The following is a 12,693-nucleotide window of genomic DNA, read 5'->3' as shown; positions in this document are numbered from 1 at the left end:
AATTAAGAAATAAACAGTTGCCATGGGCTAGTTTGGGCCAAGAAGCCCGTTTCGCCCTCTTTCATCAAGCGTGTGCCTCATGAAATTGACCGGATTTTGGCCAGCCTTGCCCCCGATGCTTAGCGCGCTCATCGCGGCGCTCATGCTCGCCGGATGCGCGCCCGCCGGCGAAAATAAGATTACGCTGAATGTGAAGGTGACAGCCCATGCGCTCGCGGACGGCGTACCTCATGAAGGCTCAAGCGTTCTCGAGATCAAGCTGCGCCGCACGCCGAATTCCCTTTCCGGCATGGCTATGAGCATGAAGCTGAAAGGCGAAGCGGTGATCCTCGATATGGGGCGAGACCGGACCGCCTATTTTCTGCTGAAGGACTATGTTCACGACATCCTGAATGGATACGACGTTGCGCCTTCAGCAGGCAGCGTTGACGAGACATCGTTTGACAAATTGCAGGCCGCATCCGGCGTCATCGATGTGCCGCGCAAACAATACCCCAAAATCGCCGCCTTTAAGGACGAAACGGACCCTGCGACAGTGTATGAAGTCGATCCGGACGATTTCGCCGACGCGTTCGGGCCGGGCGTTGAACTGACGGGCCTTACGCTTGAATTGGTGGATGAACCGATGACGGAAAAGATCGCGCAAAGGTTAGCTTGGCTAGAGCCGGCACGCGGCGGACGCTTAGTACCGATTGAGGGCAATCGGATCGCGACGAAAGATGCGAGCTTTGGGCAACTGACAAAACAATCTGATTTTATTACTTTGAGATTGGAATGATAAAATCTGCCAAACATATCGCTCTTGTCTGCCCCGGCGGACCCGTGACGCGCGAGCTGGCGGAAAAGACCGCCTCTATCGCCGCGGCGCGCTTTGGCGATTCAGTGAAACTCCACTTCCACGACCAGTGTTTTTCCGCCGCCGGGCATTTCGCCGGAAGCGACGCCGAGCGCTCAGCCGCGTTTCTGGAGGTCGCCAACGATCCGCGCTATGACGCCGTTTGGTTCGCGCGCGGCGGCTATGGCGCCTGCCGCTTCGACGAAGCGCTTTTCGCGAAGCTGAACGATCACGCCCGAAAGAAAACCTATCTCGGCTATTCCGACAACGGGATGCTCTTGGCGCGTCTCTATAATGACGGGATCGGCCGCCCTGTGCATGGCCCCATCCCGGCGGACTTGCCCCGCGAAGGCGGCGAAGAGGCGATTGCGCGCGCCCTCGCCTTTCTCGTCGAAGGCGACGCGTCGGGCGTCGAACCGACGGCGAGATCCGGCAAAAAATGCGCGGCCTTCAACATCACCATTCTCGCGCATCTTTCCGGCACGGACTGGATGCCGGATTTATCCGGCCACATCGTCATGCTCGAGGATGTGGGCGAATATCTCTATCGCACCGACCGGGCGCTGTTCTCCATCATGGGCGATAAAAACGTGCATAACGCGGAAGGGATCATGCTCGGGCGGCTCAGCGATATTCCCGAAAACGACCGGCCCTTCGGCGCAAGCGAAGAAGAGGTCATAAAATACTGGTGCGCGCGCGCCGGCGTTCCCTATCTCGGCCGCGCCGATATCGGCCATGACGGGCAAAACAAGATCGTGCCTTTCGGCGCGGCCCCTGTTTCCTAGAGCCCGAACGAATATTCACTAAAACAATGCAGACGAGGGTTTGTCAGACGTTCGTCAGCCGGAAAACGATGCGTCTCAGCCTCTCACATGAAAGAAGAAGAGCCTGACGGCGTATCGTGCTGCGGCTGGCTGACGTCCGGTCATCTTAATTTTTGCTCCATTGCTGGATTTTCGGTCAGGCTCTTAGAAAACGAAAAGAACAACCCCGCCGGCCGCGATGATCGCCGCAAGGGCCATCGCGACGGGGGTTCCCGCGCGCGCCCCGCCAATGGCCCAGGCCATGCCGCCTTTGACGACAATGTTCGAGGCGACCGCCGCCATTACCGCAAGCGCCGCCGGATCAACGCCGACAGCCCCGGACGCGGCCTGCCGTCCGGCGGTCAGGGTGAGCGCGTCCACATCGGCCAGCCCTGAAATGAGCGCCACAACGACCAGCCCCGCATTGCCGAACTCATCGGCGCTGAACCCCGCGGCGAGGGAGATGACGGCGAGGAGCGCGGCGAAAACAAGCGCCGGACGGATCTCCATGGGGTTGCCGATCTCGAGCGGCGTCTCAGCTTCCCTCGATGCGTTCCGGCCGCGCCAGAGATAAAGCGCCGCAGCCGCGCCGACCGCAGCCCCGGCGAGAAGCGCAGGCCACAACGTCGCCAGCACGGCCCTCGAAATCGCCGCCGTCAGCACGCCGACGCGAATCAGCATCATCACATTCGCGGCAATGATTCCCGCCGCCACAGCGCGCCCCTCCGCCCCTTCCTTGGCGAAACGCGACAAGGAAAGCGTCGTCGCCGTGGACGAAGCGAGGCCCCCGGCGAGCCCCGTCAGAAGAACGCCCCGGCCTTCGCCAAGAAACTTGATGAGCCAATAGCCGAGGAAAGACAGGCCGCTGATGAACACCACCATCAGCCAGATCGTGCGCGGATTGAGAGCGCCGTAAGGGCCGAAATCCTGATCCGGCAGAATCGGCAAAATGATGACCGAAATCGCCAGCAGACGCAGAGCCGCGTGCAATTCCCCCTCGCTGAGCGCCGACGCCACGCGCTGAACGCGCGCCTTCATGCTGAGGATGATCGCTGTCGCCACCCCGCCGATCGCCGCCTCGACAACAAGCTCGCGCGTCGCCGCCAGGCCGAGAAGAAAGGTTACGAAAAGAGCGATTTCCGTGGTTCCCCCGGCGCCCGGTTTTTCCCGCGCCATCGCCCAATAAGCCACGGCGGTCAGGACGGCGATCGACGCAAGAAGGACCGAAGGCAGGAGCAGGCTGCCGTCAAGCAGCCCGGCAAGAGCGCCCGAGAGCGCAGTCAGGGAAAAGGTCCGGGCGCCGGCGAAGCTGCGCTCGCGCGCCTCTATGCGATGGGCGTGCTCGCGCTCGAAACCGATGAGAAAACCGATGGCCAGCGCAACCGCGAGATGAATGAGATCGCTCAATGAAATGTCGGCGGCGAGGTCGGGCATGACGGCTCCTTTGAGGGCAAGGAACACGCAATATAACCTGACTGATCCCGCAGCGATATTTTTTCGCTGGAAATCCCGGCCGGGACCGCGCAAAAGCCCACGAGCCTTAAATGACCCACCTCAAAGGCCGGGACCTTCGGACGGGTTGACATCATCGCCTCAACATCGTTTTTCGCGCCCCGTTAACTGGAGCACCTCTAATGGAAGTCAACGTCGCGGTTGTCGGCGCCACCGGCAATGTCGGCCAGGAAATGCTGGCCATTCTCGAAGAACGCCTGTTTCCGGCGAAGGAAGTCTTCGCCCTCGCTTCGCGCCAGTCTGTTGGCCGCGAGGTTTCCTATGGCGAGCGAACGTTGAAGTGCCAGGACCTCGAGCAATTCGATTTCTCGAAAGTCGACATCGCGCTGTTCGCCGCGGGCGGCGCGGTCGCCAAGGAATGGGCGCCGAAAGCCGCCGCCGCGGGCGCCATCGTCATCGACAACTCGTCGCATTTCCGCATGGACCCGGACGTGCCGCTGATCGTGCCCGAAGTGAACGCCGACGCCGTCGCCGGCGCGCGCAAGAAAAACATCATCGCCAATCCGAACTGTTCCACGGCGCAGCTCGTCGTGGCGCTGAAGCCTTTGCACGACGCGGCGACCATCAAGCGCGTGGTCGTGTCGACCTATCAGTCGACTTCGGGCGGCGGCAAGGAGGCCATGGACGAGCTTTTCAATCAGACGAAAGGCATTTTCGTCAATGACGAGCCGACCCCGTCGAAATTCACCAAGCAGATCGCCTTCAACGTCATCCCGCATATCGACGTCTTCATGGAAGACGGCTTCACCAAAGAAGAGTGGAAGATGACGGCGGAGACCAAAAAGATCCTCGACAAGAAGATCAAGCTCACGGCGACCTGCGTGCGCGTGCCGGTTTTCGTCGGTCATGCCGAGGCGGTGAATGTGGAGTTCGAAAAACCGCTTTCCGACGACGAAGCCCGCGAGATCCTGCGCGAAGCGCCGGGCATTCTCGTCGTCGACAAGCGGGAAGACGGCGGCTATGTGACGCCGGTCGAATGCGTCGGGGATTTCGCCACTTTCATCAGCCGCATTCGCGTCGATCCGACGGTGGACAACGGCCTCGCCTTCTGGTGCGTCTCCGACAATCTCAGAAAAGGCGCGGCCCTCAACGCCGTGCAGATCGCCGAACTCCTCCTCAATCGCGGCATCGTGCAAGACGCGGCCTGAACTGCAGGCGAAACGCCGAACTGGACGGGCGAAAGCCCGTCCTGCTAGGCTCGGCCCATGCGCCTCATCGCAATCTTTTTGGCGGCTTTGTTCCTTGCCGGCGCCGCTTCTGCTCAGGCGCCGCCAGGCTACGAGAAAATCTATGACGAACCGACGACGGTGAATCTCGCCGGACGGCCGGTCATCGCGGACATCGCGTTCCATGCCGACAGGGCGGCGACGCGGCGCGGCGATTTAAAACTGGCGCTCGTCACCGACGTCACCGAATTCGTGACGCAGACCGAAGACGATCTCAAAAACTGGATCGCCGCGCGCCGCAATACATGCGGAGAACGCTGGAAGTCCGGCCCGCCGCGCATCGGCTTTCCCGAAAGCGCCATCCGCTTCGGCATCTATCTCGAAATCGAATACTGGTCCTGCGGACTGCGCGGCCAGGGCGCGCCGACCCGGCTCGCCCAGGAAACCGGCAGCGTCGACGTCACGCTCATCCCTTACATCGAAAACGGAAAGCTGCAGGCGCGGCTCGGCGTTTTCGATCTTTCCGAACAGACGGGCCTCTCGAAATATTTACCGCTCGAATTCGTCGTGCGCCGCGCGCTCGAGCAGGAGCTGGCAAAACTCAACGACAATCCGAAATTCTATCGCGCGCCGCAGCCGCTTGCGGGCGAAGGCTTCGTCTATGAGGATATTTCCGCCGCGCAAACAAAGGACGGACGCATCGTCATCACCGCGCTTTACCGCGCCAATGGCGACGGTTCGACTTTCGACCGCATCGTCCGGAAGCTGCGCGCCGACGGCGTCACCCAATAGAAATCCTATCCCGCCTGATACGATAAATACTGAGCCGCGGGCTTGCATGCCAAGGGATGACGCCGCATAGGCTGATCGCAAGTTCCGGGCGGACAGGGCCGGCGCAGACCTCTACCCCCGTCATCCGCAACAGCTCAGAGTTTTTATGTCAGGCGCAAACGGACAGAACGCAGGCGACAGCGCGGTGAGGCTCGGCCTCATCTGCGGCGTCTTCGCCTATGGTCTATGGGGCATGCTGCCGATCTATCTGAAAGCGCTTGGCGGCGTCGATCCGATAGAAATCGTCGGCCACCGCATTTTGTGGTCCGTGCCTTTCGGCGCGCTCATTCTCACCTTGCGCAAGCAATGGCGCGAAACGTTCAGGGCCTTCGCCTCGTCGCGCGTTGTCCTGCTGCTTGGGTTTTCCGCCGCCGTCATCGCCGCCAACTGGCTCTTATATGTCTGGGCCGTCGCCCATGAGCGCGTCCTGCAGGCGAGCCTCGGCTATTACATCAATCCCTTAATGTTCGTCGCGGCGGGCGTGATCGTTCTCAAGGAAAAACTGAACCGCGCGCAGCGCATCGCCGTCGCGCTCGCTGCTGTCGGCGTTTCGGTCTTGACCTTCGGCGCCGGGGTTTTTCCGTGGGTGTCTTTGCTGCTCGCGATTTCGTTCACGACATACGGTTATGTGCGCAAGATGCTCGATGTCGGGGGCATGCCGGGGCTTTTTATCGAGACCGCGCTCTTGTCGCCCTTCGCGCTTTTGTTTCTCGTGTGGTTTTCGAAAACCAGCGGCCTCGCTTTCGGCCAGGGCGACATCGGCATGGATGTCCTGCTCATCCTCGCGGGGCCCGTCACGGTCGTGCCGCTCGTCCTGTTTGCGCTCGCGGCGAGACGGCTGCGTTTTTCGACCCTGGGGTTCCTGCAATATATCGGCCCGACCGGTCAGTTCATTCTCGGGCTTTATTACGGCGAAGAGTTTACAGCGTATCACGCGGTCTGTTTCGGGCTCATCTGGACGGCGCTCGCCGTCTTCAGCCTCGACGCCGTACGGGAGAACCGGAAGCTGCGGCGCGCGGCCGCGGCTACCCCACCCGCTTCAGCGTACCCGAAAAGCTCATAAGAACATTCCCCTTGGCGCTGACGGTCCCGCGCGCAAACATCAGCTTGCGGCCCGCCTTCACCATTTCGCCGGTCGCCTCGATAAACTCGCCGACAGGGCCCGCCCCGACGAATTCCGCATTCAGCGTCACGGTGACGCCTCTGAAAAGACCGACCTCGCGCCGGCAAATATCCCACAGCGCCATGTCGGCGAGCGTTAAAAGCGCGCCGCCATGGACGATGCCGCCGAGATTGGCGTGATGCGGTTCGGAGAAGAAGCCGACGCCGGGCGCGCCGCCCTCCTCCCGGAAGAAAAACGGGCCCGCATGGCCGCTGAACGTTTCGTTGTGGGATTGCAGCGTCCAGCCGTCCGGCGCGGCCTTTCTCGCGGGTTTGTTTTCGCTCTTGCTCATCATCCCTGCTTAGCCGATTGCGCCGCCATGCAAAACGCTTTCGCGCAAGAGGCGCTGTGAATTCTCCTTGCGCGCATGCCGGACGGCGGCGAAGCTCAACCCATGACGGATTTTCCCGACCCGACACTGATCGAGGCTGGCGATGCGAGCCTTGCCGTCTATGAGGCTGACGGCGACCCGGGCCGCAAGCGCCCGCCCGTTCTCTTCGTTCATGGCTGGCCGGAAATCGCCTATGCCTGGAAAAACCAGATCGGCGCCTTCGCCGAGGCCGGCTTTCGCGCCATCGCCTTGGATCTGAAAGGCTTCGGGCGTTCCGACGCGCCGGAAGATCCGGCCCTTTACGATGCGCTTCACATGACCGGCGATTTCTGCGCCCTGATGGACGTCCTGGAGATCGAGAAGGCCATATTCTGCGGTCATGACTGGGGCGGCGCCCTGGTCTGGTCCATGGGCCAGCTTCATCCCGGCAAAACTGCGGGGATCATCGGCCTTTGCACGCCTCTTCGCCCGCGCCCGCCGGCCGCCCCGCTCTCCATTTTCGAGCAGCGCTTCGGCCCGAAGCATTATATCGTCCAGTTCCAGGAGCCGGAGACGCCGGAACGGCTCTTCGAGACGGATCCCGAGCGCTTTTTCCGGTTGATGTTTCGCCGTCCCGCGCCGCGCGACCGCTGGCCCGACCTCACGCCGCAGATTTACGACCTGCCCGGACGATTTCGCGACGCGCCTGCGCCGGAACAAGGCTTGCTGATTTCACAAGACGATCTTGACGTTTATGTCGAAACTTACACGCGCAGCGGCTTTCACGGCGGGATCAATCTTTACCGCAATATCGACGCCAACTGGCGCGCCATGGAAGGGCGCGATGAAACCGTCGGCGCGCCGTCTTTGTGGATCGGCGCCGAGCTCGACATGTTCCTGCCGCCGGAAAGCGCCGAGGGCATGGAGACGCTCGTTCCCAATCTCGAAAAACACATCATCGAGGGCTGCGGCCACTGGATGATGTGGGAGAAACCGACAGAGGCGAACGCGCTCATGCTCGACTGGCTGATGCGCCGCTTTTCAATTTAATTTAAGCGAGTTTCCCGTCGGACTTTGAGATAAAATCCGACTGTCGGTCTAATTTTTCGGTCATCCGCGCCTGCCACGCTTGCCTCACGATGAGGTGATGCGGAGGGAAAAAATGGGCTTTATTCTGACGATTCTGGCCGTAAGTCTGGCGTTCTGGGCGACGCCCGCCGCCGCCGGGGAGCGGCTCCGTCATGAAACGTCTTTCCGGGCCGAACCCAAACCCGTCACAAGCTTTACGCTGGCTGAGCGGAATATAGAGCTGCTCGCCGTGACGCGGCGGGCCCGCGCCGACACGGCCCGCAGGCGGGCCCATCTCGACAATTGCGCGACCATGGCGAAAGTCATGCCGGGCTATCCCCAGCCGGCTTTCGTCAGCCTCGATATTCGTCTCAATTTTTAATCAAAGACAAGTATAGACCGCATCGAGCAGTCGCACCGCGCGCGGATCGCCCACGAGAGAAGGCGACATTTTATTCATCACATAAGCAGCGGTGAGATTGTTTTCCGGATCGACGACAATGCAGGAACCGCCGAAACCGGCATGACCGAAGGCGTTTTCATTAGGCCCGAAATGGCGGTTGATGTTGCGCATTAAGCCCGCCGCCCACGACAGATGAAACGGCAGGACGAGATCGTCGCCGCGAATGCGCTCGGCGAGCGCGGCGTCTATCGCCTCTCTTGAAAGACACGGGTCGCCGTCTGTCCAATTCCCGCTATTAGCAAAGGGATGAACGATTTTCGCCAGCGAGCGAGCATCGGCGTGCATGTTCGAGGCGGGCAGTTCCGCCGCCATCCAGTCTTCGCGGGCGACTTTCGCCGGCGCCGACCAGGGCTTCAGAAAAGCTGCCTGCTTGAACTCGTTTATGGTCCCGAGGTCCGGGGCCTTCGGCGGTTTCGGCATATAGGCGGCGCGCGCCATTTGGTCCGCCCGCATGCCACAAAAAATTTGCAGCCCATCCGAGGCCTCATATCCCTCGATATGTTGGCCGACGCTTTTCCCGGTCACCCGGCGCAACAATTCGCCTGCCATAAAGCCAACGGTCTGCGGGTGATAACCGTTCGCCGTCCCCGGCTCCCAGAGCGGCGCCATGACCGCAAGCTTGGCGCAGATCGCATCCCAGTCGAGCCATGTCTCGGGCGACATTTCTTCGGGAAAGCCGCAAAGGCCCGCCTGATGCGACAGCATTTGCGCGACGGTAATGTCTTCTTTCCCCTCGGCGGCGAAGTCCGACCAGTATTGCGCGACCGGCGCGTCATAATCGAGAAGCCCGTCCGAGACGGCGCGCGCCATTAAAAAACTCAGCACCGCCTTGCCGCTGGAATAGATGCAGGCGAGCGTATCCTCCGTCCACGGCGTTTCTTTCACCTTGTCGGAAAATCCGCCACGAATATCGACGACCGTTTCCCCGTCAATGACCACGGCGAAACAAGCGCCGAGCTCGAGCCCTTCTTCGAAATTCTTCTCGAACGCTTCGCCGACGGCGGAAAAGCCGTCTCTTACAAATCCGGATGACCTCATGAGACGTTTTGGACCCGATAACTATTCAAAGGCGCAGGCGACGCCGGACGCAGCAATGGCGGCGGCGGCGCGGGCGTTGTCGATGCCGAGCATCGCATCGAGAACGCCGCCAGCGCTTCCGGCCGCATTCAATTCGCCGACAAAATCCGCGACCGCTTTCATATTGTCCCGGTCGAGCCGTTCGTCGAGCTCATGCGCCATGCACTCGGCCTTGTTCTCCGACAGCCCCAGTTCGACGAAACGGTTTTCGATGCGCACGCGCGGCGACAGGGTGGCGCAGGCCGCAACGCCAAGCGCCGCAAAAACAAGACTTATCTTTTTCATGGCTCCCCTCCTTTGAGGTCTGAAAAGGCTAGTCCGATTGCGTTCCGCCGTCCACGCGCTTCAGCCCAAGCTTGTCGAGCCGCCAGACAAGGGAATCGAGCCGGTCTTGCCCGAAAAACGGCTCGCCGTCGAGCACCATCAAGGGAACACCCCAATGATGCGTAAGTTGCCCAGTTTCATTCGCCTCTATCGTTGCAGCGATTTCATCTTTGCGAGCGCGCGCGAAGGCTTCGAGTTCCGCAAGATCGAGCCCCGCCTGCGCCGCCGCCGCGTCGAGCGCCGCATCGTCCGACCATGGCTTGCCGGTCCAGACGCGCGCCGAAACCGCTTTGGCGAAATCGAGCCCCTTGCCTTTTTCACACGCCGCAAGCCCGAGCGCCATCAGGCGGTCCATCAGGGGCTGGTCCGCCGCGACCCGCCCCGTGGCCATGTCCATGTCGATGGGGTCGGGCTGCGGCAGGCCGAAGGGCAGCCCCAGCCGCTCCGCTTCGCGCGGAAAATCGCGCATCAAATATGGCACGAACTGCTTTCGCCCGCGCTCGAAAAAATCGGGCTCGCGCATGGCGAGCGGGCGCACCGGGCGGAACTTCGTCTCGATGTCGTAGGTCCCGGCGATATGGCAAAGCCGGTCAATCGCGAGATAGGAATAGGGACTGCGGAAAGACCAGTAGATATCCAGCACCGCCATATTGAATTTCCTCGCCCCCAGGCCTATTTCCGCCGCCTATTTACGCTCGCCTGTTTTATATCCGGCGTCGTTGCACCATCACCGCCGCCTCGCTATCGCGTCAAGCGCTCCGAACAGGAGACGACCCAGGAGAAGACCATGGCCCGCACGCTCCGCCTCGCCGTCCTGCAAGCCGCCTTCGGCGACGACATGGCCGCGAACATTGCGACCGTCGAAAAACTGACGCGCGACGCAGCGAAAGACGGCGCGCAAGTGATTTTGCCGCCGGAACTCTTTCAGGGACCTTATTTCTGCAAGACCGAGGACACAGGCCATTTCCAGACTGCTTATCCTTGGCGCGAACACCCGGTGGTGACGGCGCTGGCGCCGCTGGCGAAAGAGCTCGGCGTCGTGCTGCCGTTGTCGATCTTCGAGCGCGACGGGCAGGAATATTACAACAGCCTCGTCACCGTTGACGCCGACGGCGAGCTCCTCGGCCTTTACCGCAAGAGCCACATTCCCGACGGGCCCGGTTACGAAGAGAAATTCTACTTCCGCCCCGGCGACACCGGCTTCAAAGTCTGGAACACGAAATTCGGACGCCTCGGCGTCGGCGTCTGCTGGGACCAATGGTTTCCTGAAGCCGCGCGCGCGATGATGCTCATGGGCGCGGAAGTTCTGTTCTACCCCACCGCCATCGGATCGGAGCCGGAGAACCCGTCTCTCGACACGCGGGAGCGCTGGCGGCGCGCCATGACCGGCCACGCGGTTTCCAATGTCGTTCCGGTCGCCGCGGCGAACCGCATCGGCGACGAAGACGGACAAATCTTTTACGGCTCGTCTTTCATTGTCGACGATGGCGGCGATTTTCTGGCCGACATGTCGCGCAAGGAAGAAGGTTTTGCGGCGGCGACGGTCGACCTTGACGAGATGGACGAGCATCGCGCGAGCTGGGGCTTTTTCCGCGACCGCCGCCCGGAGCTTTACGGGCGGCTGACCGGCGGACGTTAGGCGTTTCTTTTTTGCTGAAGCCGCGCCGCGTCTTCGGGCTCGAGCTTCCAGGCCGCTTCATCGATATCGAGATCGGGATAATCCGCCGGATCGAAGACCGGCGTCAGGCCTTTTTTGCGCTGCCCGTCGAAGTCGCGCATGACGCGCAGGCCGATGGGGAACAGAAGAACCAGCGCAAAGAGATTGACGAGCGCCAAGAGCCCCATGGCCGCATCCGCGAAACCGAAAGCGGCGCTTAAGTCGAGATTGGCGCCGACCAGCACGAAACCGAGCGTGGCGATGCGGAAGACCGTGAAGACCATGCGGCTTTCATGGGTGAAAAAGTCGAGCGCGTTCTCGCCCAGAAAATAATTGTACATGATCGAGGAGAAGACGAAGAGCAAAAGCGCCGTCGCCACGAACTCGTCCGCCCAGCCGCCCACATGCGCCGCCAGCGCCGTCTGGGTGAGAATAACGCCGTCGACATCCGGATTGGAAAGATCGACGCCGGACAAAAGAATGATGGAAGCCGTGCAGGTGCAAATGATGATCGTGTCGATAAAGACCGAAAACGCCTGCACCACGCCCTGCTGCGCGGGATGGGGCACATAGGCGACGGCGGCGACATTGGGCGCCGAGCCGAGTCCGGCTTCGTTCGAGAACAACCCGCGGCGAATGCCTTGCGTCAGCGCCGCGCCGACGCCGCCGGCCACGGCTTCGTTAAAACCGAAAGCGCTTTCGACAATCGTCAAAAGCGCATGCGGCACGTCCGCAATGCGCGTCGCCAGAATGAACAGAACGAGGAGAATGTAACTCAACGCCATCACCGGCACGATAAATTCGACGACGCTGGTGATGCGTTTGACGCCGCCGAAAATAACGAGCCCTACGAACACCGCAAGAACGACGCCGACAATGCGCGCGTCAACGCCGAAGGCGCCGCTCACCGAGGTGGAGACCGCGTAGCTTTGCAATACGTTGAAGGCGAAACCGAAAGCGACAAGGAGCAGGACCGAATAAACGCCCGCCAGCACCGGCGCGACAGGCCCGAGCCGTTTTTTCAATCCGTGCTGAATGTAAAAAGCCGGGCCGCCGCGGAAATCGCCGGACGGCTCCTTGCGTTTGAAAAGCTGCGCGAGCGAGCACTCGAAAAAACTCGTCGCCATGCCCACCAGCCCCACAAGCCACATCCAGAAAACGGCGCCGGGTCCGCCCAGCGTGATTGCGACCGCAACCCCCGCGATATTGCCGGCGCCGACGCGCCCCGCCACCGAAAGGGCGAGCGCCTGAAAGGAGGATGGGTGATCGGTCTTGTGTTTAAAAGCCTGGCCGAAAATCGCGAACATTTCCGCGAAATGGCGGGCCTGCACGAAACGGGAGCGAAAGGTGAACCACAACCCGACCGGGATGAGGACGAAAATCAGGACCTTGCCCCAGAGCAAGGCGTTAAGCCATTCGATCATGTCTCTCGCTGGACTTGTCTTCAGCAAAAGGCGGAAGACATCTGTCTAACGAAGACCGGCC

The 12,693-nt window shown here is 61.3% G+C and carries 14 protein-coding genes; 8 read left to right on the top strand and 6 right to left on the bottom strand.

Going from position 1 to position 12,693, the window contains the following annotated elements:
• The first annotated feature begins 79 nt into the window (after positions 1 to 79).
• Both CW354_RS09865 and CW354_RS09860 read left to right on the top strand, forming a co-directional pair.
• Positions 80 to 778: a hypothetical protein gene (locus CW354_RS09865; RefSeq protein ID WP_133162261.1), complete on the top strand. Its 699-nt coding sequence runs from the start codon at positions 80 to 82 to the stop codon at positions 776 to 778.
• A complete protein-coding gene (locus CW354_RS09860; RefSeq protein WP_104829824.1) occupies positions 775 to 1,620 on the top strand; it encodes an LD-carboxypeptidase in 846 nt (281 codons plus the stop codon). Before CW354_RS09865 ends, CW354_RS09860 begins: the two co-directional genes overlap by 4 nt.
• A 183-nt stretch (positions 1,621 to 1,803) precedes the next feature.
• On the opposite strand, the gene CW354_RS09855 is transcribed toward CW354_RS09860, so the two are convergent.
• Entirely contained in the window at positions 1,804 to 3,072 is a 1,269-nt protein-coding gene (locus tag CW354_RS09855) for an MgtC/SapB family protein (RefSeq protein ID WP_133162260.1), read from the bottom strand.
• A 200-nt stretch (positions 3,073 to 3,272) separates the two neighbouring features.
• On the opposite strand from CW354_RS09855, the gene CW354_RS09850 reads away from it, so the two are divergent.
• The 3 genes from CW354_RS09850 (at position 3,273) to rarD (ending at position 6,210) form a co-directional block, all read left to right on the top strand.
• Complete coding sequence (locus CW354_RS09850) at positions 3,273 to 4,298, top strand: aspartate-semialdehyde dehydrogenase (RefSeq protein ID WP_104829822.1); 1,026 nt, start codon at positions 3,273 to 3,275, stop codon at positions 4,296 to 4,298.
• A gap of 57 nt (positions 4,299 to 4,355) precedes the next feature.
• Positions 4,356 to 5,108 carry a hypothetical protein gene (locus CW354_RS09845; protein ID WP_104829821.1) on the top strand — a complete coding sequence of 251 codons (753 nt, stop codon included), beginning with the start codon at positions 4,356 to 4,358 and terminating at the stop codon, positions 5,106 to 5,108.
• 145 nt (positions 5,109 to 5,253) lie between these two features.
• A complete protein-coding gene (gene rarD / locus CW354_RS09840) occupies positions 5,254 to 6,210 on the top strand; it encodes an EamA family transporter RarD (RefSeq protein WP_104829820.1) in 957 nt (318 codons plus the stop codon).
• Here rarD and CW354_RS09835 read toward each other — a convergent pair.
• Entirely contained in the window at positions 6,173 to 6,601 is a 429-nt protein-coding gene (locus CW354_RS09835; RefSeq protein ID WP_165793630.1) for a PaaI family thioesterase, read from the bottom strand. The two genes, rarD and CW354_RS09835, sit on opposite strands and share 38 nt — an antisense overlap.
• A 102-nt stretch (positions 6,602 to 6,703) precedes the next feature.
• Between CW354_RS09835 and CW354_RS09830 the strand changes: the two genes are divergently transcribed.
• Positions 6,704 to 7,669 carry an alpha/beta fold hydrolase gene (locus CW354_RS09830; protein WP_165793629.1) on the top strand — a complete coding sequence of 322 codons (966 nt, stop codon included), beginning with the start codon at positions 6,704 to 6,706 and terminating at the stop codon, positions 7,667 to 7,669.
• Positions 7,670 to 7,781: 112 nt separating this feature from the next.
• On the top strand, positions 7,782 to 8,069 hold the full coding sequence (locus CW354_RS09825) for a hypothetical protein (protein WP_104829817.1): 288 nt from the start codon (positions 7,782 to 7,784) through the stop codon (positions 8,067 to 8,069).
• Here the strand turns inward: CW354_RS09825 and CW354_RS09820 are convergent, their stop codons facing one another.
• From CW354_RS09820 to CW354_RS09810, 3 genes are read right to left on the bottom strand one after another with little or no spacing between them, the layout of a single operon-like run.
• Positions 8,070 to 9,188 carry a serine hydrolase domain-containing protein gene (locus CW354_RS09820; RefSeq protein WP_104829816.1) on the bottom strand — a complete coding sequence of 373 codons (1,119 nt, stop codon included), beginning with the start codon at positions 9,186 to 9,188 and terminating at the stop codon, positions 8,070 to 8,072.
• Positions 9,189 to 9,209: 21 nt separating this feature from the next.
• On the bottom strand, positions 9,210 to 9,512 hold the full coding sequence (locus CW354_RS09815) for a hypothetical protein (protein WP_104829815.1): 303 nt from the start codon (positions 9,510 to 9,512) through the stop codon (positions 9,210 to 9,212).
• Positions 9,513 to 9,540: 28 nt separating this feature from the next.
• On the bottom strand, positions 9,541 to 10,200 hold the full coding sequence (locus CW354_RS09810) for a DsbA family protein (RefSeq protein WP_104829814.1): 660 nt from the start codon (positions 10,198 to 10,200) through the stop codon (positions 9,541 to 9,543).
• Between the two features lie 138 nt (positions 10,201 to 10,338).
• On the opposite strand from CW354_RS09810, the gene aguB reads away from it, so the two are divergent.
• Positions 10,339 to 11,190, top strand: coding sequence for an N-carbamoylputrescine amidase (gene aguB, locus CW354_RS09805; protein WP_104829813.1), 852 nt, complete (start codon positions 10,339 to 10,341; stop codon positions 11,188 to 11,190).
• Here aguB and CW354_RS09800 read toward each other — a convergent pair.
• Positions 11,187 to 12,632: an alanine/glycine:cation symporter family protein gene (locus tag CW354_RS09800; RefSeq protein ID WP_104829812.1), complete on the bottom strand. Its 1,446-nt coding sequence runs from the start codon at positions 12,630 to 12,632 to the stop codon at positions 11,187 to 11,189. The two genes, aguB and CW354_RS09800, sit on opposite strands and share 4 nt — an antisense overlap.
• Positions 12,633 to 12,693 lie beyond the last annotated feature (61 nt).

Source organism: Hyphococcus luteus (assembly GCF_002943565.1).
GTDB lineage: Bacteria > Pseudomonadota > Alphaproteobacteria > Caulobacterales > Parvularculaceae > Hyphococcus > Hyphococcus luteus.
This window is presented reverse-complemented; position numbering and strand designations above follow the sequence as displayed.